The following is a 21,220-nucleotide window of genomic DNA, read 5'->3' as shown; positions in this document are numbered from 1 at the left end:
TGCAGTGGCAACAGTGGCTTACAGCGGCAGCATCAGCTTGAGCAGCGTCAGCGCCAGCATGCCGCTGGCAATGGTGGCGATGACGTTGCGCGTGTGCCAGGCGACCAGCGCGGCGAGCAGCGCCGCCCAGGGTTTCGGCGCGTTGAGCGCCAGCACCACGTCGCCACCCTGGACAAACAGTGCCGTCGCGGTGAGCGCGGCGAAGCTCGCCGGCGCGATGTGGCGGCACAGCGCATGCAGCCAGCCGGGCAGCTTGCCGCTGGCAAAGAGGCCGATCATCGAGTAGCGGTAGAGAAAGGTGACGATGCCGACGGCAACGAAGAGGCCAAGCAGGGCGAGGTGGCTCATGGTTTTTCGTCCCTCGTCGGCTTGCGGTGCGCTGCCCACACGCCGGCAAATAGCCCGGCGACGATGGCGGCAACGAGCCCGAGCTTGTACGGCAGCGCCGCCAGCGCCAGCGCGGCCAGCCCCGCCATCAGCGCCGCCGCGCGGCCGGCGCGTTCGCGCGTGAGCATCGTCAGCAGCGCGATGAAGGTCAGCGGCACGGCGAAGTCGATGTCCCACTCGGGCGGGAGCGTGGCGCCGAAGACGATGCCGGCGGCGGTCGACAGTTGCCAGCAGGCCCACAGCGTGAAGCCGCAGCCGAGGAAGTACCAGTGACGCAGGTCCGGCGCCGCTTCGCCGGCCGTGGCGGGGGCAGAAAAGGCAGAGGCCGGGTCGCTGGTGGTGGCTGGGCCGGTGCTGTCATGAACGGGGGCGGGCCGCGCCGTCTGCTGGTAGCGCAGGATCGCCACCGCGTAGGCCTCGTCGGTGAGCAGGTAGGCGAGCAGCAGGCGCCAGCGGCGCGGCAGGTGGCGCACGTATTCGGCGACCGACATGCTGTAGAGCACGTGGCGCACGTTGAGCAGGCTGGCGGTGAGCGCCATCGGCAGCAGACCGGCGCCGGCGCTGAGCATCTGCACGATCACCAGCTGCGAAGCGCCGGCAAATAGCACGGCCGAGGCGGCCTGCGCCAGCCACGCCGGCATACCGGCCGCCAGCGCGGCGATGCCGTAGATCATGCCGAAGGGGATGACGCCGAGTTGCAGCGGCGCTTCGTCGCGGCAGCCGGCGAGGAATTCAGCGAGTTTCGGGTTCACGGCGAGAGGGTGACGAGGCGGCGAACAGGGGCGCCGAACAGGGGCGCCGAACAGGGATGGCGAAGCAGCAAGGAAAAGCCGCAAGGCGCCCTTTTCGGGCGGCCGAATGGCAGGGGCCGGCAGGGTAACGCAGGTGGCACCGGCTGGCGAGCCGGCGCCGGCCGTGCGCGTTGGTTGGCGCTTAAGGCTTCGTTGCGGGGCCGACGCCGAGCCGGGCGAGCGCTTCGTCGGCGCTGGCGTAGAGGTGCGGCGCCAGCTGCCGGCGTTCGAGCGCGTCGCCGAGCCAGGCGCGCATGAAGCTGGAAGTGGTGTAGCGGGTAACCTCGCTGTAGAAGCGCGCGACAACATCGCGCACCATGTCGACGTAGGCGTCGATCACTTCGCTGTCAATCTGGAAGTTGTCGTAATTGACGATCGCCGGCACACGCCGGCCGAGCGGCGAGAGACGCACTTCGACCAGCGCGCGGATCTCGTCGATCTGCGCCGCGCTCTTCACGTGCAGGCCCTCGAAGTTCACGAAGAACAGCCCGCGTGCGGCGTCGAAGACGAGCCGTTGCGCCAGCGGCACGGCGAGCAGGCGTTCGCGCAGGCCCATCGCCCCGGGCGCGAAGATCGCCGCGTCCATCGTCTTCAGCTCGGCGCTGATGCGTGGCACGAAGTCCATGTGCGCGAGGATGTCGCGCTCAAGCTCGATTCCCGGCGCGATCTCGATCAGTTCGAGGCCATCGCTGGTCAGCCGGAAGACGCAGCGTTCGGTGACGTAGAGTGCCGGCTGGCCGCGCTGCGCGGCGTAGGCGCCGGCGAAGGTGCGCTGCTCGACGGCAGCGACGAACTTGCGCGCGCGGCCTTCGCTGACGATCAGCAGACGGCCGTCGGCGATGGCAACTTCCAGCCCGCCGGCGGTGAAGGTGCCGACGAACACCACCTGCCGCGCGCTCTGGCTGATGTTGATGAAGCCGCCGGCGCCGGTCAGCCGCGGGCCGAATTTGCTGACGTTGATGTTGCCTTCGCCATCCACCTCGGCCATGCCGAGGCAGGCGAGGTCGATGCCGCCGCCGTCGTAGAAGTCGAACTGGCTCGGCTGGTCGATGATCGCGTCGGCGTTGATCGCCGCGCCGAAGTTGAGGCCGCCGGCGGGAATGCCGCCGATGACGCCGGGCTCGGCAGTGAGCGTCAGGAGGTCGAGCACGCGTTCCTCGGCGGCGACGCTGGCGACACCTTCGGGCATGCCGATGCCGAGGTTGACGATGGCGCCCGGATGCAGCGCCTGCGCCGCGCGGCGGGCGATGATCTTGCGCTCGCTCATGCCCATCGCCGGAATTGCCGACAGTGGCAGCCTCACCTCGCCGGAAAAGCCGGGGTTGTAGGCCTCGAGGAAGGTCTGCATGTGGTACTCGGGCTTTTCGGCGACGACCACACAGTCGACCAGCACACCGGGAATCTTCACCTGCCGCGGGTTGAGCGAGCCGCGCTCGGCGATGCGCTCGACCTGGACGATGACGACACCGCCCGAGTTGTGCGCGGCCATGGCGATGGCCTGCGCTTCGAGCGTCAGCGCCTCGCGCTCCATGGTGATGTTGCCGTCAAGGTCGGCGGTGGTGCCGCGGATGATGCCCACATGCACCGGAAAAGCCTTGTAGAAGAGGTATTCCTCGCCGTTCAGCTGCAGCAGCGAGACGAGTTCCTCGGTGGTGCGCGCGTTGATCCTGCCGCCGCCGTGGCGCGGGTCGACGAAAGTGCCGAGCCCGATGCGCGTGATCTGTCCTGGGCGGCCGGCGGCGATGTCGCGCAGCAGGTGCGTGATCACGCCTTGCGGCAGGTTGTAGGCCTCGACGAGGTTGTCGACGGCGAGCTTCTGCAGCTTCGGCGCCAGCCCCCAGTGGCCGCCGACGACGCGGCGCACCAGCCCTTCGTGGCCGAGGTGGTTGAGACCGCGTTCCTTGCCGTCGCCCTGGCCGGCGGCGTAGAAAAGGGTGAGATCGCGCGGTTCGGCGGTGTCGCGAAAGCGCTGTTCGAGTGCGACGGCGATGTTCTCGGCAAAGCCGATGCCGACAAAGCCGCCGGTGGCGACGGTGTCGCCGTTGCGGATCAGGCGCACCGCCTCGGCGGCGCTGACGATCTTGTTCTTTTTCGGCGGCTCGCCGCCTTCGAGCATGGGGTGGTGTGGCTGGCTGTTCATCGCGACTCCGGCAAGGCAGGACGGCAATTCATCGCCGCGAGTATGCCGGAAACGCGACTGCGGCGGACATCGGCGCACGCCTGCCCGCCCTTGAATTCGGCGCCGGCCGCCCCATGTGCACAGCATTCGAAATCACCACGGAGGCTGCACCATGCGTTCCGAAAAACTGACCACCAAGTTCCAGCAGGCGCTCGACGACGCGCAGAGCATCGCCAACGGCAATGATCAGCAGATGATCGAGCCGCTGCACCTCCTGGCCGCGCTGCTGCGTCAGGACGATGGCGGAACCGTCTCGCTGCTGTCGCGCGCCGCGGTCAACGTGACCGCCTTGCAGGCGGCTGTCGCGCAGGCCTTGCAGCGCCTGCCGAAAGTCGAGGGGCATGGCGGCGAGGTGCAGGTCAGCCGCGACTTGATGAATCTGCTCAACATCACCGACCGCGAGGCGCAGAAGCGCGGCGACGAGTTCATCGCCAGCGAACTCTTCCTGCTCGCGCTCGCCGACGACAAAGGCGAAGCCGGCCGGCTGGCGCGCCAGCACGGCCTGGCGCGGGCGCCGCTGGAACAGGCGATCGCCGCCGTGCGCGGCGGGCAGAGCGTCGACAACCAGGAAGCCGAAGGCAGCCGCGAGTCGCTGAAGAAGTACTGTATGGACCTCACCGAGCGCGCGCGTCAGGGCAAGCTCGACCCGGTGATCGGCCGCGACGACGAAATCCGCCGCACCATCCAGATCCTGCAGCGGCGCACCAAGAACAACCCGGTGCTGATCGGCGAGCCGGGCGTCGGCAAGACGGCGATCGTCGAAGGTCTGGCGCAGCGCATCGTCAATGACGAAGTGCCGGAAACGCTAAAGGGCAAGCGCGTGCTCTCGCTCGACATGGCGGCGCTGCTCGCCGGTGCCAAGTACCGCGGCGAGTTCGAGGAAAGGCTGAAGGCGGTGCTCAAGGAAATCGCGCAGGACGAAGGGCGCATCATCGTCTTCATCGACGAGCTGCACACCATGGTCGGCGCCGGCAAGGCCGAAGGCGCGATGGACGCCGGCAACATGCTCAAGCCGGCGCTGGCGCGCGGCGAGCTGCACTGCATCGGCGCGACGACGCTCGACGAATACCGCAAGTACATCGAGAAGGACGCTGCGCTCGAACGCCGCTTCCAGAAGGTGCTGGTCGACGAACCCTCGGTCGAATCGACCATCGCCATCCTGCGCGGCCTGCAGGAGAAGTACGAGCTGCACCACGGCGTGCAGATCACCGACCCGGCCATCGTTGCCGCCGCCGAACTCTCGCACCGCTACGTCACCGACCGCTTCCTGCCGGACAAGGCGATCGACCTGATCGACGAGGCCGCCGCGCGCATCCGCATGGAAATCGACTCCAAGCCGGAGGTGATGGACAAGCTCGACCGCCGGCTGATCCAGCTGAAGATCGAACGCGAGGCGGTGAAGAAGGAAAAGGACGAAGGCAGCCGCAAGCGCTTTGCGCTGATCGAGGAGGAAATCGCCCGGCTGTCGAAGGAGTATTCAGACCTCGAGGAGATCTGGAAGGCCGAGAAGGCGCAGGTGCAGGGCAGTGCTCACCTCAAGGAGGAAATCGACCGCCTGCGTGCCGAAATCGTCCGTCTGCAGCGCGAGGGCAAGCTCGACAAGGTGGCCGAGCTGCAATACGGCAAGCTGCCGCAGGTCGAAGCGCAGCTGAAGGCCGCCGAGAGCGCCGGCAAGGGCGACGGCGCGGTGAAGAACCGCCTGCTGCGCAACCAGGTCGGCGCCGAGGAAATTGCCGAAGTGGTGTCGCGTGCCACCGGCATTCCCGTCTCCAAGATGATGCAGGGCGAGCGTGAGAAGCTGCTCGGCATGGAAGACCGTCTGCACCGTCGTGTCGTCGGCCAGGACGAGGCGGTGCGGCTGGTGTCCGACGCGATCCGCCGCTCGCGCGCCGGCCTCGGCGACCCGAACCGGCCTTACGGTTCCTTCCTCTTCCTCGGCCCGACCGGCGTCGGCAAGACCGAGCTGTGCAAGGCGCTCGCCGAATTCCTGTTTGACTCGGAAGAGCACCTGATCCGCATCGACATGAGCGAGTTCATGGAAAAGCACTCGGTCGCCCGGCTGATCGGCGCGCCGCCCGGATACGTCGGCTACGAGGAAGGCGGCACCTTGACGGAGGCCGTACGCCGCAAGCCCTATTCGGTGATCCTGCTCGACGAGGTCGAGAAGGCGCACCCGGACGTGTTCAACGTGCTGCTGCAGGTACTCGACGACGGTCGCATGACCGACGGGCAGGGGCGCACCGTGGACTTCAAGAACACGGTGATCGTCATGACCTCGAACCTCGGCAGCCAGATGATCCAGCAGATGAGCGGCTCGGATTACAACGTCGTCAAGCTGGCGGTGATGGGCGAGGTGAAAACCTACTTCCGTCCCGAGTTCATCAACCGCATCGACGAGGTGATCGTCTTCCATTCGCTCGACGAGGCGAACATCAAGTCGATCGCGCGCGTACAGCTCGGCTATCTCGAAAAGCGGCTGGCGCAGCTCGACATGCAGCTGCAGGTCGACGACAGCGCGCTGGCCGAAATCGCTGCCGCCGGCTTCGACCCGGTCTACGGTGCGCGGCCGCTCAAGCGCGCGATCCAGTCGCAGCTGGAAAACCCGCTGGCCAAGGCAATCCTCGAAGGCCGCTTCGCGGCGAAGGATGCGATCAAGGTCAGTTGCGAGGGCGGGGTGATGCGCTTCGAGAAGTGATGCGCCGGGCGATCAGCTGCCGCTGGCGGTGGGCGCAGGACTCTCAGCCGGCGCCGCTGCGTCCTTGATCAGCTGGCGCTGCGCTGCTTCGAAGTCGGCGTAGCCGGCGGTGACGAGGCTGTAGGTCTTCTCGATGTCGCTGGCCAGGTCGCCCTGCAGCACGCCCAATCCCTGCAGGATTTTCTGCGCTTCGCCGTAGCCTGTCTCGAAGCCCTTGCGGATCGTCGCCATGAAGTTGGTCAGCGCCTCGTCGGCCGACTCGTCCGGGTGCTGCGCCTTGTACGCTTCGAAAAATCCCGTGGACAGCGACACGATCCGGCCAGCGGTGCCGGCGGCGCTGTTGTCCTGACCGCTTGCGCTGGCCGCCTCGATCGCGTTTTCGCCGAATTCCGGCTTCAGCTGATCGTTGATGCCGGCGATCGCTGTCTTCAGCAGCAGCGTCAGCGGCTGGTTCTTCGTGCTGATCGACACGTCGAGCGACATCTGAATGATCGCTGCGTTCTGCTCGATCCGGGCTTGTTTGATGGATGAGGTCGACGCGCTCGCAGCACCCGTTGCACTGCTGCCGTCGGTCGTCCGGCGCGGAAAGTCGGCGGCGGGATCGCTCGGGCGCGATCCGATCGCCGATGAACTGTTTTCTTGGGACATCGTAGTTTCCTCTCGATTTGTAGAAGGCGGCGCCTCCTGCCGCCTGCCGTCCCTTCGCGGGAGTCGCAGTGCGGGTTTCAGCGCCGGCCTGCACAAGGGCAGGCGACCTTGAGACTGCTATCGGCAATACCGGCCCGATCCTGAATAGCGTGGCAGCAATCAGTTTGTCGGCTGTGCGGCGAGGCCCCGACTCGGTGCCTGACGGCACGCCAGCTTTCCACTGACACCCTTGATAGAATGCACCCTGCCTGTCCGCGCTGCGCGCGGCCGTTTTTCTTAGGACATCCCGATGGCTGCTGGCTACGAATCCGAGCACACCCGTTTCATGCGCGAACTGCTGGCGCAGAATCCCGACTGGGTCGCGGAGCAACAGCGCGGCCGCGCGCTGTGGTGGGATCGCAAGACCACTGCCGACGTCGCCGACATTTTCAGCGAAGGGCGCAAGGCGCATCACGCCTACCCTTACGACGTCAATTTCAAGCAGCCCTGAACTTTTTCCCGGGCAAAGCATGAAGGGGCGACCGCTGCCGGTCGCCCCTTCATGCTTTGCGGTGCGCTGCGTGTGTTCTAGCTGAGCAGCGGCTTGACCACGCGCTTGACGGCCGGGTCTTCGGGGTGCGGGTGGATGGTGAAGCCGAGGCTGGTCATCAGGCGGAACATCTTGCTGTTCAGCGAGAGCACGTCGCCGACGACGGTGCGGTAGCCCTTGGCGCGCGCACAGTCGATCAGCGCCGTCATCAGCTTGCGGCCGATGCCGTGCTTCTGCCAGTCGTCGGCAATGGCCAGCGCGAACTCGACCGACTCACCGTCGGGGTTGGTGACGTAACGGGCGACGCCGATTTCGATGTCCTTGCCGTCGTCGCCGCGCATCGTCGCCACCAGCGCCATTTCGCGGTCGTAGTCGATCTGCGTGAAGCGCACCAGCATCGCCTGCGTCAGTTCGCGCAGCGTGTCCATGAAGCGGTAGTACTTGCTCTCGTCGGACATGCGTTTGACGAAATCCTGCTCCAGTTCGGCGTCTTCCGGGCGGATCGGGCGGATGGTGACGGTGCGTCCGTCGGGCAGCTGCCAGTCCTGGATGAGATGCACCGGGTAGGGGTGAATCGCCATGTGCGAATAGCGGTCGCCCGAGGGCGGCATGTAGTCGATGACGATGCGCGCGTCGGCGGCAATGGCGCCGTTCTCGTCGACGATCAGCGGGTTGAGGTCGAGCTCCTGCAGCCAAGGCAGTTCGCAGACCATCTCGGAGATGTTGAGCAGCACCTCCTCGAGCGCATCCATATTCACCGGCGGCATGTTGCGGAATTCGCCGAGCAGTTTCGAGGCGCGCGTCGAGCGGATCAGATCCTGCGCCAGAAAGCCGTTGAGCGGCGGCAGCGCGACGGCGCGGTCGCTGAAGATTTCGACTTCGGCGCCGCCGGCGCCGAAAGTGATCACCGGCCCGAAGATCGGGTCGCGCACGACGCCGACCATCAGTTCGCGGCCGTGCGGGCGGTCGAGGTAGGGTTCGATCGAGACGCCGTTGATGCGCGCGTGCGGGCGCTTCTTCTGCACCGTCTCGATGATGTCGTGATAGGCGTTGCGTACCGCCAGCGCGTTGGTCAGGTTGAGGCGCACACCGCCGGCGTCGGATTTGGTGACCAGATCGGGCGAGTCGACCTTCATCGCGATCGGGAAGCCGATCTGCTCGGCGAGCAGCAGCGCTTCGGTCGGCGTGCGTGCGACCATGGTCTGCGCCACCGGCACGCGGAAGGCGCGCAGGATGGCTTTCGATTCCATCTCGGAGAGCACCTTGCGCCGTTCCTGCAGCACCGCCTCGATCAGCATCTTGGCGCCTTCGGTTTCCTGGCGCTGCTTGCGCGAGGTCGGTTCCGGCGTCTGCAAGAGCAGCTTCTGGTTGCGGTAGTAGGTCGAGATGTGGTGGTAGAGCTCGACCGCGGTTTCCGGCATGCGGAAGGCCGGGATCGACGCTTCTTCGAGCGACAGGCGCGCTTCGGCGACCTGTTCTTCGCCCATCCAGCAGGTGAGCATGGCTTTCGACGTCTGGTCGCTGACGGCGATCACCGCCTTGGCGACTTCCATCGGCTGCGTCATCGCCTGCGGCGAGAGCATCACCAGCATGCCGTCGACTTCGGCGTCCTGGGCGACGGCGAGGATCGCGTCGCGGTAGCGTTCGGGCGTTGCGTCGCCGCCGATGTCGATCGGGTTGCTGTGCGACCAGTTCGCCGGCATCGCGGCGTTGAGTGCCTGCGTCGTCGCCAGCGACAGTTCGGCCAGCGGAATGTCGAGGTCACCGGCGCGGTCGGCGGCCATCGCACCCGGCCCGCCGCCGTTGGTGATGATCGCCAGCCGCTTGCCCTGCGGGCGGAACTTCGAGGCCAGTGCTTTCGAGGCGTAGAACAGTTGGCCGACGTTCTTGACGCGGACGACACCGGCGCGGCGCACTGCGGCGTCGAAAACGATGTCGGAGCCGGCAACCATTCCCGAGTGCGTCTGCACCGCCGCCGAACCGGCGGCATGGCGACCCGCCTTGAGCAGGATGATCGGCTTGATGCGCGCCGCCGAGCGCAGCGCGCTCATGAAGCGGCGGGCGTTACGGATGCCTTCGACGTAGAGCAGGATGTAGTGCGTGCGGTTGTCGTAGATCAGGTAATCGAGGATCTCGCCGAAGTCGACGTCGGCGGTGCCGCCGAGCGAAATGACGGTGGAGAAGCCGACACGGTTGCTCTTCGCCCAGTCGAGCACCGACGAACACATGGCGCCGGACTGCGACACCAGTGCCAGGTTGCCGGGCATTGCGTCCACGCGGGCGAAAGTCGCGTTGAGGCCGAGTTCCGGGCGGATGATGCCGAGACAGTTGGGGCCGAGCACGCGCACGTTGTAGCTGCGCGCAATTTCCAGCATCTTGCGTTCGAGCGCGGCGCCGGAGTGGCCGGATTCCGAGAAGCCCGAGGTGATGACGATGACGTTCTTGACGCCGCTGCGCCCGCATTGCTCGACGATCGCCGGCACCAGCTGCGGCCGGGTGGCGATCACCGCCAGTTCGACACGGGCGCCGATCTCCTCGATCGACTTGAACGCCGGCACGCCCAGCACGGTTTCGTGGCGCGGATTGATCGGGTACAGGCGCCCCTTGTAGCCGGATTCGAGGATGTTGTGAAAGAGGATTGCGCCGACAGAGTTTTCCCGTTCGGAAGCGCCAATGACCGCAACCGATTTTGGTTCGAAGAGACTGGTCAGATAGTGTTGCTCAAGCATGGCGTTTTACCTGGAGGCTGAGTCGGAATAAGTGTTTTGGGTGGCGGCAATCTAGCACAAATCAAGGCGCCGGTCTTTCGGCGCAAAGCGCCTTGTGGCGGGCGCTCGCGGCCTTTGTTGCAGCGCTGCATGCGCGTTGCAACAAGCCCCCGAAAAAAGCCGTTTGCCGGGTGTCGGAAGCCGTTGCCGGAGTGCTTGGCGGGAGCATTTTCCAGCGGGCGGTGGCAGGCGGAACGGCGCGGCGAAAGTGCTCAGCGCAACAGTGGCGCCAGACCGTTCCAGACGTTGTCGAGCAGTCGCGGCTGCGCGGCGGCGGTCGGGTGCAGGTTGTCGGCCTGGAACAGTTGCGGCTCGCTGGCGACGCCTTCGAGCAGAAAGTCGACCAGGCCCGTCTTGCGTTTGCGCGCCACCTCGCCGAAGACGGCGTGGAATTCTTCCGCATAGTTGCCGTAATTCGGCGGCAGGCGTTGTCCTACGATCAGCACGCGCGCCCTGCTGCGCTGCGCCGACTCGGTGATGGCAGCGAGGTTGTCGCGCAGCGTGGTGATTGGCAGGCCGCGCAGGCCGTCGTTGGCGCCGAGCGCGACGATGACGATCGCCGGCTGGTGCCGGGTGAGCAGGGCGGCGATGCGGGCGCGGCCGCCGCTGCTGGTCTCGCCCGAGATGCTGGCATTGACGACGCTATACTCCAGCTTGCGTTCGTCGAGCCGTTTCGCCAGCAGCGCCGGCCAGGCAGCGTCCTGACGGATGCCGTAGCCGGCCGAGAGCGAATCGCCGAAGATCAGGATGTTGCGCGGAATGTCGCGCGCCGCCTGCGCCGTCGGCGCGAGCAGCAGCAAGGTCGCAGAAAGCATGGCTGCCAGTAGTGGCAGCTTGCACGAGAGGAGCAGTCGCGAGATGAACATGATGAACGCAGGTGTCGAGGAGATTGACGAGGATGCTGGTGGCCGGGCCGAACAGGGCGCCGGTGGCGCAGCGGCGGCAGCGGGTCGGCCGCCGGCAATCGTCGCCAGTGCCTTGCACAAGGAAGTCGCAAGCAGTGCTGGCGAAACGCTGACCATTCTGCACGAGATTTCGTTCTCGGTCGCCGCCGGCGAGACGGTGGCCATCGTCGGCGCTTCCGGGTCGGGCAAATCGACCTTGCTCGGCTTGATCGCCGGACTCGACCTGCCGAGTTCGGGGTCGGTGCATCTTGCCGGCGAAGGTATCGGCGCACTTGACGAGGATGGTCGCGCCGTCCTGCGCGGGCGCCTGCTCGGCTTCGTCTTCCAGTCCTTCCAGTTGCTGCCGGCGCTGAGTGCGCTGGAGAACGTGATGTTGCCGCTGGAACTGGCCGGTGCCGCCGATGCCGAGCCCGAGGCGCGCCGCTGGCTCGAGCGCGTCGGCCTCGGGCAGCGTCTCGGCCATACGCCGCGCCAGTTGTCGGGCGGCGAGCAGCAGCGCGTTGCGCTGGCGCGTGCTTTCGCGCCGAAACCGCAACTGGTGCTCGCCGACGAGCCGACCGGCAATCTCGACGCCGCCACCGGCGCGCAGATCATCGACCTGATGTTCGAGATCAACGCCGAGCGCGGCACGACGCTGATCCTGGTGACGCACGACGAGGAGATCGCCGCGCGCTGCGGCCGCATCCTGCGCATGCACGCCGGCCGGCTCGAAGTCGTCAGCTGACAGCGGTTGGCTGAGGGCGCCGCGTTTCAGTCCGTGAGGATGGCGCGCGCCGCGGCGACGCCGCTGCGCACCGCGCCTTCGAGCGTCGCCGGATAACCGGCGCAGACGAAATCGCCGGCGAGCCACAGTCCGTGTTGCGCCGTCCGGCAGGCGGGTCGCGCCAGTCCTGGCAGGCAGTCGAAGGTGGCGCGGCGTTCGCTGATCAGTTGCCGCCACAAGGGCGGCGGCAGGCGTTCGCCGAGCGCCGTTTCCAGTTCGCGCTGCAGGCGCTGGCCGAGCGCTGCGGCGTCGAAAGCCTCCCATGCGCCGCTGCCGCTGAGGACGAAAGAGAGCACGCCCGGCGTTGCACAGAGTTGGCCGCGGTCGAAAACCCATTGCCCGAGCGGTGTCTGGTCGGCAGGCTGTCCGGCCAGCGCCGCCGCGCCACCGCCTTCGCCATCGAGACCGAGCAACGGGAAGGGCAGGCGGACCTCGGGCGGGTAGCCGAGGTAGAGCGTGCCGATCGGCGCCTGCGTCAGCGCCGCGAAAGGCGCCGCGATCGCCGGCCACGGCGCGAGCAGACGCGCGGCGGCCGGCGCGGCGGTGGCGACGATGATCTGCGCGAAGCGCTCGCCGCCACCGTCGTCGCCCGCCGCCGCGTGCGCGCCCCCGGCGTCGGCAGCGCCTGCCGCAGTGCTGCGCACGATGAAAGCGCCGCTGCTGTCGTCGACCTCGATGCTGCTGACCCGAGTGGAAACGCGTACCTCGCCGCGGTGAGCGGCGATGAACGCCGCTGCCGGTTCCGGGAAAATCCGGCCAAGATCGGCGGCGGGCAGCAGCAGATCGGTTGCCGCGCGCGTGCCGCCGAGGCTGTCGCGCAGAACGTTCACGAAGACCTGTGCCGACGCCTCGCACGCCGGGGTGTTCAGCGCCGACAGGCAGAGCGGTTCCCACAGGCGTCGGCGCAGGCGGCTGCCGCGTTTTCCCTGTCCTTCACGCTCAAGCAGGGCGGCAACGCTTTCGTCGGCGGGCAGCGTCCAGGCGCGCGTCTGCAGCGAGCGCATGAAGCGCACGGCGGCGAGCCTGTCGGCGAAAGTAAGCCCTTCTGCGGCAAGCAGTCCGACGGCGAGATGCAGCGGCGCCGGCAAGCGCGGCAAATGCAGGCGAAAAGGCGCTGCGCTGGCGCTGCCGGGGTAGCGCAGGTCGAGTGCTTGCCGGTGCAACAGGCGCTCAGGGTCGGCGCCGACGCGCTGCATCAGGCGCAGGGTTTCGCTGTAGGCACCGAGCAGGATGTGCTGGCCGTTGTCGAGCCGGCTGCCGTCGGCGCGGTCGACGCTGCGTGCACGGCCGCCGAGGCTGCGCGCGGCTTCAAAGACGACCACCGGCACGCCGGCAGCGGCGAGTTCGACGCCGGCGGCGAGCCCGGCCCAGCCGCCGCCGACGATGGCGACCCTGCCGGCGGCTTGTGCACCGGGAGTCTGGCTGTGATTCGGGCCGGGGTTCAGGCGGTGACCCACGTGCGCGCGGCGATCCACAGTTTGCGCAGCGGCGGCAGCGAGATGCGCTGCGTCAGCGTCCTGATGCCGTCGCTGCGGATTTCGTCGAGCACGGTGCGGTAGATCGCCGCCATGAGCAGGCCCGGGCGCTGCGCCTTGCGGTCGATCGCCGGCAGCGCGGCCAGCGCCTGCGCGTAGTAGTGCTCGGCGCGTTCGATCTGGAAGGACATCAGGCGGGTGAAGGCGTCCGAGTAGCGGCCGGCGGCGAGGTCGGATTCGGCGACGCCGAAGCGCGCCAGTTCGTCGCCGGGCAGGTAGATGCGGCCGCGTCGCGCGTCCTCGCCGACGTCGCGGATGATGTTCGTCAGCTGGAAGGCCATTCCCAGATCGTGCGCGTACTTCTGCGTCTGCCGGTCCCGGTAGCCGAAGATCTCGGCCGACAGCAGGCCGACGACGCTGGCGACGCGGTAGCAATAGAGCGACAGCGCGCTGAAATCGGCGTAGCGCGTGTTGGTGAGGTCCATCGCCATGCCGTCGATGATTTCCTCGAGCTGTTCCTGCGGCAGGCTGAAATCGGCGAGCAGTGGTTTCAGCGCCCGGGTGACCGGGTGCTGCGGCGTGCCGTGGTAGAGGCGCGTGACTTCGTCGCGCCACCAGGCGAGCTTGCTGGCGGCAATGGCCGGTTCGCGACATTCGTCGACGACATCGTCGACCTCGCGGCAGAAGGCATACAGCGCGGTGATCGCGCGCCGGCGCAGCGGCGGCAGGAAAAGGAAGCTGTAGTAAAAGCTCGAACCGCTGCCGGAGGCGCGTTGCTGGCAATACTGGTCGGGAGTCATGGGGCCGTGGCGATGGCTGGGCTGATTTGTGGGAGGCGTTGCGCGTCGGGCGTGAGTCGTTCTGCTGTCATGGTTGGGGCTCAGGGCTGCGCACCAGCTGGCAGGCTGCTTGTGCCGAGCCCGGTGAACGGCGCGCGCAAGCCCATGCGCAGCCAGTCGCTGACGCCCAGCGTCGGTCGCTGACGAAAAACGTCACCGCGCACACGCCGCGTCTTTTCGAGGATGCGCAAGCCACCCTGCACCGTCAGGCGGATTTCCCAGCCGAGACGACCGGGCAGGGCATGCACCAGCGGTGCGCCATAACGCAGCAGGTGTTCGGCACGGTCGATCTCGAAGTCGAGCAGCGCTGCCCAGGCCGGCGACCAGCGCGCTTCGGCGATCTGCGCTTCGTCGATGCCGAAACGCTCGAGATCGGTCTGCGGCAGGTAAACGCGGTCTTTCTGCCAGTCGATAGCGATGTCCTGCCAGAAGTTCGCGAGTTGCAACCCGCTGCAGATTGCGTCGGAGCGGCGCAGTTCGTTCTCGCCGCTACAGCCGGCCAGATGCAGCAGCAGGCGGCCGACCGGGTTGGCCGAGCGGCGGCAGTAGTCGAGCACCTCGGCATGGTCGGCGTAGCGCGCCTTGTCGATGTCCTGCGAGAAGGCGTCGAGCAGGTCGCGCAGCAGCTGCAGCGGCAGTTGCCATTCCTTGGCAATAGCAGCGAGTTCGGCGAATTCGGGCGCCGGGTGGGCGCCGGCAGCGATGGTGTCGAGTGCCGCGTAGTAGGCGCCGAGTTGCTCCCGCCGTTCGCTGGCCGACAGCTGGCCTTCGTCGGCGATGTCGTCGGCTGCGCGGGCGAAGCGGTAGATCGCTTCGATCGGGCGGCGCAGTCGCGCAGGCAGCAGCAGCGAGGCGACCGGAAAGTTCTCGTAATGGTCAACGGACATCGGCAGCGGCGCGTCGCGAATCGGGGAAAGTGTTGATGACGATGGCTTTAAACTGATGGCGGGCGGAGGAATCGTCAGCCGTCCTGCATGGTTCGCGGCTGCGCGGCTTGCCCGGTGAAGCTGGCTTGGCGCCTGATGCCGGAGGCGGACTGCCGGCAAGGACTGCGCGCGGGAAATTCCGCCCCAGCGCAGCGGCTGACAGTATAGGGCGATCTCGGTTAAAATTGCAGATCGTTCGCGAGAGTGGCGGAATTGGTAGACGCACTGGATTTAGGTTCCAGCGCCGCAAGGCGTGGGGGTTCGACTCCCTTCTCTCGCACCAGAATTTTACTCACCCTATGCCCCGTATCACTAAGGATCTTCAATGGAAACGACCGTCGCAAACACTCCTGAAACCGAACAGCCGGCGGTGAATCCGCTCGAGCGTCGCATTGATCTTTCGGTGGCGCTGGCCGACTTCGAAAAGGATGTCGCGCAGCGTTTGCAGCGTATGGGGCGCAAGCTCAAGCTGCCCGGTTTCCGTCCCGGCAAGGCGCCGATCTCGCTGGTGACGCGCCAGTATGGCGATGAAGCGCGCCACGAGGCGCTGACCGATGCGCTCGACCGCGCACTTGGCGAAGCCGTGCAGGCACAACAGCTGCGCGTCGCCGGCTATCCGAAGATCGAGGCCAAGGCGAGCGAAAGCACGACGCACCTCGAGTTTTCGGCGGTTTTCGAGGTTTATCCCGAAGTCAAGGTCGGCGCGTTCGACGACGTGGCGATTGATCGTGTCGTCTTTGAAGTGACCGACGCCGAAGTTGACAGCACGCTCGACATCCTGCGTCAGCAGCGCGTTCGCTACGAAGAGGCCGACCGTGCCGCCTCAGCGGGCGACCAGGTGGTCATCGATTTCCTCGGCCGCAAGGGCGACGAACCCTTCGCCGGCGGTCAGGCGACCGACTACGGTTTTGTGCTCGGCCGCGGCGCCATGCTCGCCGATTTCGAGGCGGCGGTTGTCGGCCTCAAGGCCGGCGAGTCGAAGACTTTCGAGATGACCTTCCCGGCCGACTATCCGGCGGCCGAGCTTGCCGGTCAGGCAGTCAGCTTCGACGTGACGGTGAAGAAGGTTTCGGCGCCGGTGCTGCCGGAGATCGACGCCGATTTCGCGCGCGCGCTGGGTGTTGACGATGGCGATCTGGTGCGCATGCGTAGCGAAATCGAGGGCAATCTGCGTCGCGAAGTGAAGAAGCGTCTGCGTTCGCGCGTCAAGGAACAGGTGCTTGACGCGCTGCTCAAGGTGACGCCGGTGCAGGCGCCGAAAGCACTGGTCGAAGACGAAATCAAGCGTCTGATGGACCAGGCGCGTCAGGAAATGGAACAACGCGGCGTCAAGGGCAAGGACTTCCCGGTGCAGCCCGAATGGTTTGTCGATCAGGCTGTCCGCCGCATCCAGCTCGGCTTGATTCTTGCTCAAGTTATCCGCGAGACCGAACTGAAGGCGGATCCGGCGGAAGTGCGTGCGATCATCGAAGAGGCTGCGCAAAGCTACGAAAATCCGGAGCAAGTGGTGCACTGGTACTATGGGCAGCCCGAGCGCCTCGCTGAAATCGAGGCCGTCGCGGTTGAAGCGGCGGTGGTCGACTGGGTACTCGCCAAGGCCAAGGTCAACGAGCATCCGATCGCTTTTGAAGAGCTGATGGGGCGCAAGTCCTGAAAAGGTTTGTTGCATCGTCGACGATTTCTTGTCAGAACTCAGCCAGAGGAGCAAGTATGAGCATGCATGAAAGCAGCTGGGAACCGCAGGCGCTGGGTATGGTGCCGATGGTGATCGAGCAGAGCGGTCGTGGCGAGCGCGCCTACGACATCTACTCGCGCCTGCTGCGTGAGCGGGTGATCTTCCTCGTCGGGCCGGTCAACGACGTCACCGCCAATCTGGTGGTGGCGCAGTTGCTGTTCCTCGAGGCCGACAATCCGGACAAGGACATCCATTTCTACATCAACTCGCCGGGCGGTTCGGTAACGGCGGGGATGTCGATCTACGACACCATGCAGTTCATCAAGCCCGACGTGTCCACGCTTTGTCTCGGACAGGCGGCGTCGATGGGCGCCTTCCTGCTGGCGGCTGGCGCCAAGGGCAAGCGTTTCGCCCTGCCCAATTCGCGCGTCATGATTCACCAGCCGATGGGCGGTTTCCAGGGGCAGGCGTCCGACATCGCGATTCATGCCAAGGAAATTCTTTCCTTGCGCGCAAAGCTCAATGAGATCATGGCCTTGCACACGGGTCAGCCGGTTGATCGCATCGAGCGCGATACCGATCGTGACAATTTCCTTTCGGCTCAGGAAGCAGCAGAATACGGCCTGGTCGACAAGGTGCTGGTCAGCCGGGAGACGGCGGCTTGAGCCTGCTGTCCCTCCAGCGGCTTGTTGCTCACACAGTGAAAAGGTAGACGGACATGTCAGAAAAGAAGAGTGGCAGCGAAAAGCTGCTTTACTGCTCGTTCTGCGGCAAGAGCCAGCACGAAGTGAAGAAGCTCATTGCCGGACCGTCGGTGTTCATCTGCGATGAGTGCATCGAACTGTGCAATGACATCGTCCGCGACGAAATCGCCGGCGAGCAGGGTGGCAAGGGCGCGCGCGCCGATCTGCCGACGCCGAAGGAAATCTGCGGCATCCTCGACCAGTACGTGATCGGTCAGGAACAGGCCAAGCGCATCCTGTCGGTGGCCGTTTACAACCACTACAAGCGCTTGCGTCACCACGGCCGCAATACCGAAGAGGTCGAACTGGCGAAGAGCAACATCCTGCTCATCGGCCCGACCGGCTCGGGCAAGACGCTGCTCGCGCAGACGCTGGCGCGCTTGCTCAACGTGCCTTTCGTGATGGCCGACGCGACGACCCTGACCGAAGCCGGTTATGTCGGTGAGGACGTCGAGAACATCATCCAGAAACTGCTGCAGAAGTGCGACTACGAGGTCGAGAAGGCCGAGCAGGGCATCGTCTACATCGACGAAATCGACAAGATTTCCAGGAAGTCCGACAACCCGTCGATCACCCGCGACGTTTCCGGCGAGGGCGTGCAGCAGGCGCTCTTGAAGCTGATCGAAGGCACCGTCGCCTCGGTGCCGCCGCAAGGCGGGCGCAAGCATCCGAACCAGGATTTCGTCCAGGTCGACACGACCAACATCCTGTTCGTTTGCGGCGGCGCTTTTGACGGTCTCGAAAAGGTCATCCGCAACCGTTCGGAAAAGGGCGGCATCGGCTTCGGTGCCGAGGTCAAGAGCAAGGACGACCGCAAGGCCGTCGGCGACGTGCTGCGCAGTGTCGAACCCGAAGACCTGATCAAGTTCGGCCTGATCCCCGAACTGATCGGCCGCCTGCCGGTGGTGGCGACGCTCGAGGAGCTGTCGTCGGAAGCGCTGGTGAAGATCCTGATCGAGCCGAAGAACGCGCTGATCAAGCAGTATCAGAAGCTGTTCGGCATGGAAGGCGTCGAGCTGGAGATCCGCCCCGCTGCGCTCATCGCGATCGCGCGCAAGGCGCTCGAGCGCAAGACCGGTGCGCGTGGCCTGCGCTCGATCCTCGAAGCCGTGCTGCTCGACACGATGTACGAACTCCCGGGCATGGAAAATGTCTCAAAGGTCGTCATCGACGAGAACATGATCAGCGGCGACGTGAAACCGATCCTGATCTACGCGGACCAGCCGAAGGTTTCCGGTTCCAACTGAAGTATCGCGCCGCTTCTTCCTGCAGCTTGTTATTTCCGTCGATGCCCCCAGTTGGGGGTATCGACGACTACCTGTAAGGCGCCCCTGATGTCATCCATTTCCCTTCTCCCCGCCGAGCCTGTCGATCTGCCGCTGTTGCCCTTGCGCGACGTGGTGGTGTTTCCGCACATGGTCATTCCGCTCTTCGTCGGCCGGCCGAAGTCGATCAAGGCCCTCGAAGTGGCAATGGAAGCCGGCAAGAGCATTCTGCTGGTTGCCCAGAAATCCGCTGCCAAGGACGACCCGGAAGCCGAGGATCTGTACTCGATCGGCTGCGTCGCCAACATCCTGCAGATGCTCAAGCTGCCCGACGGCACCGTCAAGGTTCTCGTCGAAGGCTCGCAGCGCGCAGTGGTCGAGGCGATTGATGCGCAAGCCGAGCTGTTTTACGCGCGTGCGCTGCCGGTCGAGGCCGAGGACGGCATCGAGCATGAGGTCGAGGCGCTGCGCCGCGCGGTGATCGCGCAGTTCGACCAGTACGTCAAACTGAACAAGAAGATACCTCCGGAAATCCTGACGTCGATCGCTGGCATTGAGGAGGCCGGCCGTCTCGCCGACACCATCGCCGCGCATCTGCCGCTGAAGCTCGAACAGAAGCAGGAAGTCCTTGAACTGTTCGACATCCGCGTGCGCATCGAGCGCCTGCTGTCGCAGCTCGAAACCGAAATCGACATCCTGCAGGTGGAAAAGCGCATCCGTGGCCGCGTCAAGCGGCAGATGGAGAAGAGCCAGCGCGAGTACTACCTGAACGAACAGGTCAAGGCGATCCAGAAGGAGCTCGGCGAAGGCGAAGAGGGCGCCGATCTCGAAGAGCTGGACAAGAAGATCAGTGCCGCCGGCATGACCAAGGAAGCGGCCGCCAAGGCGCAGTCGGAGCTGAAGAAGCTGCGCCTGATGTCGCCGATGTCGGCCGAAGCGACGGTCGTGCGCAACTACATCGAAACGCTGATCGGCCTGCCCTGGCGCAAGAAGACGCGCATCAGCAAGGATCTGCTTGAAGCCGAAAAGGTGCTCGACAAGGACCACTGGGGCCTCGAGAAGGTCAAGGAACGCATCCTTGAGTATCTCGCCGTGCAGCAGCGTGTCGACAAGCTGAAGGCGCCGATCCTCTGCCTCGTCGGCCCTCCGGGCGTCGGCAAGACTTCGCTCGGCCAGTCGATCGCGCGCGCGACGAACCGCAAGTTCGTGCGCATGAGCCTCGGTGGCGTGCGTGACGAAGCCGAGATTCGTGGTCACCGCCGCACCTATATCGGTTCGATGCCCGGCAAGATCCTGCAGAACATGACCAAGGTCGCGGTCAAGAACCCGTTGTTCCTGCTCGACGAAGTCGACAAGATGGGTCTCGACTTCCGTGGTGATCCGAGTTCGGCGCTGCTCGAGGTGCTCGATCCCGAACAGAACTCGACCTTCGTCGACCACTACGTCGAAGTCGAGTACGACCTCTCCGAGGTGATGTTCGTCGCCACCGCCAACACGCTCAACATCCCGGCGCCGCTGCTCGACCGCATGGAGGTGATCCGCCTCTCCGGTTACACCGAGGACGAGAAGGTCAGCATCGCGCAGCGTTACCTGCTGCCGAAGCAGATGAAGAACAACGGTCTGAAGAAGGCCGAACTGACGGTCGCCGAAAGTGCACTACGCGACATCCTGCGTTACTACACGCGGGAAGCCGGTGTGCGCTCGCTGGAACGCGAACTGTCGAAGATCTGTCGTAAGGTCGTGAAGACCTTGCTGCTGCGCAAGAGCCAGACCAAGGTGGCCGTCAGTGCGCGCAACCTCGACAAGTTCCTCGGCGTGCGCCGTTACAACTACGGCCTTGCCGAACGCGAAAACCAGGTCGGGCAGGTGACCGGTCTGGCGTGGACCGAGGTCGGCGGCGAACTGCTCACCATCGAATCGGTGGTGCTGCCCGGCAAGGGCAAGACGACGACCACCGGCAAGCTCGGCGACGTCATGCAGGAGTCGATCCAGGCGGCGCTCTCGGTCGTACGCAAGCGTTCGCGTTCGCTCGGTATCCAGGACGATTTCTACCAGAAGAGCGACATCCACATCCACTTGCCGGAAGGTGCCATTCCCAAGGACGGTCCGTCGGCGGGTATCGCCATCTGCACCGCGCTGGTGTCGGTGCTCACCGAGATACCGGTGCGTTGCGACGTCGCGATGACCGGCGAAATCACCCTGCGCGGCGAGGTGTTGCCGATCGGTGGTCTCAAGGAAAAGCTCCTCGCGGCGGTTCGCGGCGGACTGCGCAAGGCCCTGATTCCGGAAGAGAACGTCAAGGACCTCGCGGAGATTCCCGATAGCGTCAAGGGACGTATCGAGATCATTCCGGTGCGCTGGATTGATCAGGTGTTCGAGCACGCGCTGGAGCGCTTGCCCGAGGCACTGCCCGACGTTCCGGTCGCGGCGGTTGCTGCCGCCGTAGATCCAGCGGCGGCGACGGCGGTGGTCACGCATTGACACGGCACGCGTGCAGGGCGGAGGTTTCCGGCCTGCACGCATCGCTGTCCCGGCGATGCCGCCGGACTTCATTTTCTTGACATTGTCTTTTTCTGCTTGCTATAAACGCCCTCCGGAGTTTGCCGTATTCAATTTCCAGATCAGGGGGCTT

General features: G+C 65.6%; 16 protein-coding genes and 1 tRNA gene. 8 read left to right on the top strand and 9 right to left on the bottom strand.

Features of this window, described 5'->3' with window-relative positions:
• Positions 1 to 18 precede the first annotated feature (18 nt).
• The 3 genes from GGD90_RS09665 to GGD90_RS09655 all read right to left on the bottom strand — a co-directional run bounded on the left by GGD90_RS09665 (position 19) and on the right by GGD90_RS09655 (position 3,318).
• The gene (locus tag GGD90_RS09665) at positions 19 to 348 is read right to left on the bottom strand and encodes an AzlD domain-containing protein (protein ID WP_153116556.1); all 330 of its coding nucleotides are present in this window, start codon (positions 346 to 348) and stop codon (positions 19 to 21) included.
• Positions 345 to 1,139, bottom strand: coding sequence for an AzlC family ABC transporter permease (locus GGD90_RS09660; protein ID WP_184415070.1), 795 nt, complete (start codon positions 1,137 to 1,139; stop codon positions 345 to 347). Before GGD90_RS09660 ends, GGD90_RS09665 begins: the two co-directional genes overlap by 4 nt.
• Before the next feature lie 181 nt (positions 1,140 to 1,320).
• Positions 1,321 to 3,318 carry an acyl CoA:acetate/3-ketoacid CoA transferase gene (locus tag GGD90_RS09655; RefSeq protein WP_228273711.1) on the bottom strand — a complete coding sequence of 666 codons (1,998 nt, stop codon included), beginning with the start codon at positions 3,316 to 3,318 and terminating at the stop codon, positions 1,321 to 1,323.
• A gap of 151 nt (positions 3,319 to 3,469) precedes the next feature.
• Here GGD90_RS09655 and clpB point away from each other — a divergent pair, with 151 nt between their 5' ends.
• A complete protein-coding gene (gene clpB, locus GGD90_RS09650) occupies positions 3,470 to 6,052 on the top strand; it encodes an ATP-dependent chaperone ClpB (protein ID WP_153116557.1) in 2,583 nt (860 codons plus the stop codon).
• A 12-nt stretch (positions 6,053 to 6,064) separates the two neighbouring features.
• Here the strand turns inward: clpB and GGD90_RS09645 are convergent, their stop codons facing one another.
• Positions 6,065 to 6,700 carry a DUF5610 domain-containing protein gene (locus GGD90_RS09645; protein ID WP_184415068.1) on the bottom strand — a complete coding sequence of 212 codons (636 nt, stop codon included), beginning with the start codon at positions 6,698 to 6,700 and terminating at the stop codon, positions 6,065 to 6,067.
• 289 nt (positions 6,701 to 6,989) lie between these two features.
• On the opposite strand from GGD90_RS09645, the gene GGD90_RS09640 reads away from it, so the two are divergent.
• A complete protein-coding gene (locus tag GGD90_RS09640) occupies positions 6,990 to 7,190 on the top strand; it encodes a DUF3460 family protein (RefSeq protein WP_153116558.1) in 201 nt (66 codons plus the stop codon).
• A gap of 77 nt (positions 7,191 to 7,267) precedes the next feature.
• Here GGD90_RS09640 and GGD90_RS09635 read toward each other — a convergent pair whose 3' ends face one another.
• Both GGD90_RS09635 and GGD90_RS09630 read right to left on the bottom strand, forming a co-directional pair.
• Positions 7,268 to 9,958, bottom strand: coding sequence for a bifunctional acetate--CoA ligase family protein/GNAT family N-acetyltransferase (locus tag GGD90_RS09635; protein ID WP_153116559.1), 2,691 nt, complete (start codon positions 9,956 to 9,958; stop codon positions 7,268 to 7,270).
• A gap of 251 nt (positions 9,959 to 10,209) precedes the next feature.
• On the bottom strand, positions 10,210 to 10,863 hold the full coding sequence (locus GGD90_RS09630) for an arylesterase (protein ID WP_153116560.1): 654 nt from the start codon (positions 10,861 to 10,863) through the stop codon (positions 10,210 to 10,212).
• Between GGD90_RS09630 and GGD90_RS09625 the strand changes: the two genes are divergently transcribed.
• Complete coding sequence (locus GGD90_RS09625) at positions 10,856 to 11,626, top strand: ABC transporter ATP-binding protein (protein ID WP_228273712.1); 771 nt, start codon at positions 10,856 to 10,858, stop codon at positions 11,624 to 11,626. The genes GGD90_RS09630 and GGD90_RS09625 overlap by 8 nt on opposite strands.
• A 26-nt stretch (positions 11,627 to 11,652) precedes the next feature.
• On the opposite strand, the gene hpnE is transcribed toward GGD90_RS09625, so the two are convergent.
• The 3 genes from hpnE to hpnC all read right to left on the bottom strand — a co-directional run bounded on the left by hpnE (position 11,653) and on the right by hpnC (position 14,866).
• Positions 11,653 to 13,122 (bottom strand): hydroxysqualene dehydroxylase HpnE, encoded by a 1,470-nt coding sequence (gene hpnE / locus GGD90_RS09620; RefSeq protein WP_228273713.1) that lies wholly within the window; start codon positions 13,120 to 13,122, stop codon positions 11,653 to 11,655.
• Positions 13,107 to 13,940 carry a presqualene diphosphate synthase HpnD gene (gene hpnD / locus GGD90_RS09615; RefSeq protein ID WP_153116561.1) on the bottom strand — a complete coding sequence of 278 codons (834 nt, stop codon included), beginning with the start codon at positions 13,938 to 13,940 and terminating at the stop codon, positions 13,107 to 13,109. The genes hpnE and hpnD overlap by 16 nt, the downstream gene beginning before the upstream one ends.
• An 80-nt stretch (positions 13,941 to 14,020) precedes the next feature.
• Positions 14,021 to 14,866 carry a squalene synthase HpnC gene (hpnC, locus tag GGD90_RS09610; RefSeq protein WP_153116562.1) on the bottom strand — a complete coding sequence of 282 codons (846 nt, stop codon included), beginning with the start codon at positions 14,864 to 14,866 and terminating at the stop codon, positions 14,021 to 14,023.
• A gap of 237 nt (positions 14,867 to 15,103) precedes the next feature.
• Between hpnC and GGD90_RS09605 the strand changes: the two genes are divergently transcribed.
• From GGD90_RS09605 to lon, 5 genes are all read left to right on the top strand, one after another.
• Positions 15,104 to 15,188, top strand: a tRNA-Leu gene (locus GGD90_RS09605).
• 42 nt (positions 15,189 to 15,230) lie between these two features.
• On the top strand, positions 15,231 to 16,559 hold the full coding sequence (gene tig / locus GGD90_RS09600) for a trigger factor (protein WP_153116563.1): 1,329 nt from the start codon (positions 15,231 to 15,233) through the stop codon (positions 16,557 to 16,559).
• A gap of 56 nt (positions 16,560 to 16,615) precedes the next feature.
• Positions 16,616 to 17,245: an ATP-dependent Clp endopeptidase proteolytic subunit ClpP gene (clpP, locus tag GGD90_RS09595; protein WP_153116564.1), complete on the top strand. Its 630-nt coding sequence runs from the start codon at positions 16,616 to 16,618 to the stop codon at positions 17,243 to 17,245.
• A gap of 53 nt (positions 17,246 to 17,298) precedes the next feature.
• Positions 17,299 to 18,570 carry an ATP-dependent Clp protease ATP-binding subunit ClpX gene (gene clpX / locus GGD90_RS09590; RefSeq protein WP_153116565.1) on the top strand — a complete coding sequence of 424 codons (1,272 nt, stop codon included), beginning with the start codon at positions 17,299 to 17,301 and terminating at the stop codon, positions 18,568 to 18,570.
• 87 nt (positions 18,571 to 18,657) lie between these two features.
• Positions 18,658 to 21,069 (top strand): endopeptidase La, encoded by a 2,412-nt coding sequence (gene lon / locus GGD90_RS09585; protein ID WP_153116566.1) that lies wholly within the window; start codon positions 18,658 to 18,660, stop codon positions 21,067 to 21,069.
• Positions 21,070 to 21,220: the final 151 nt, after the last annotated feature.

The sequence above is a fragment of the Rhodocyclus tenuis genome (genome assembly GCF_014197755.1).
Lineage (GTDB): Bacteria > Pseudomonadota > Gammaproteobacteria > Burkholderiales > Rhodocyclaceae > Rhodocyclus > Rhodocyclus tenuis.
Note: the sequence above shows the minus strand (reverse complement) of the source record. Positions and strands in the feature narration are given on the sequence as shown.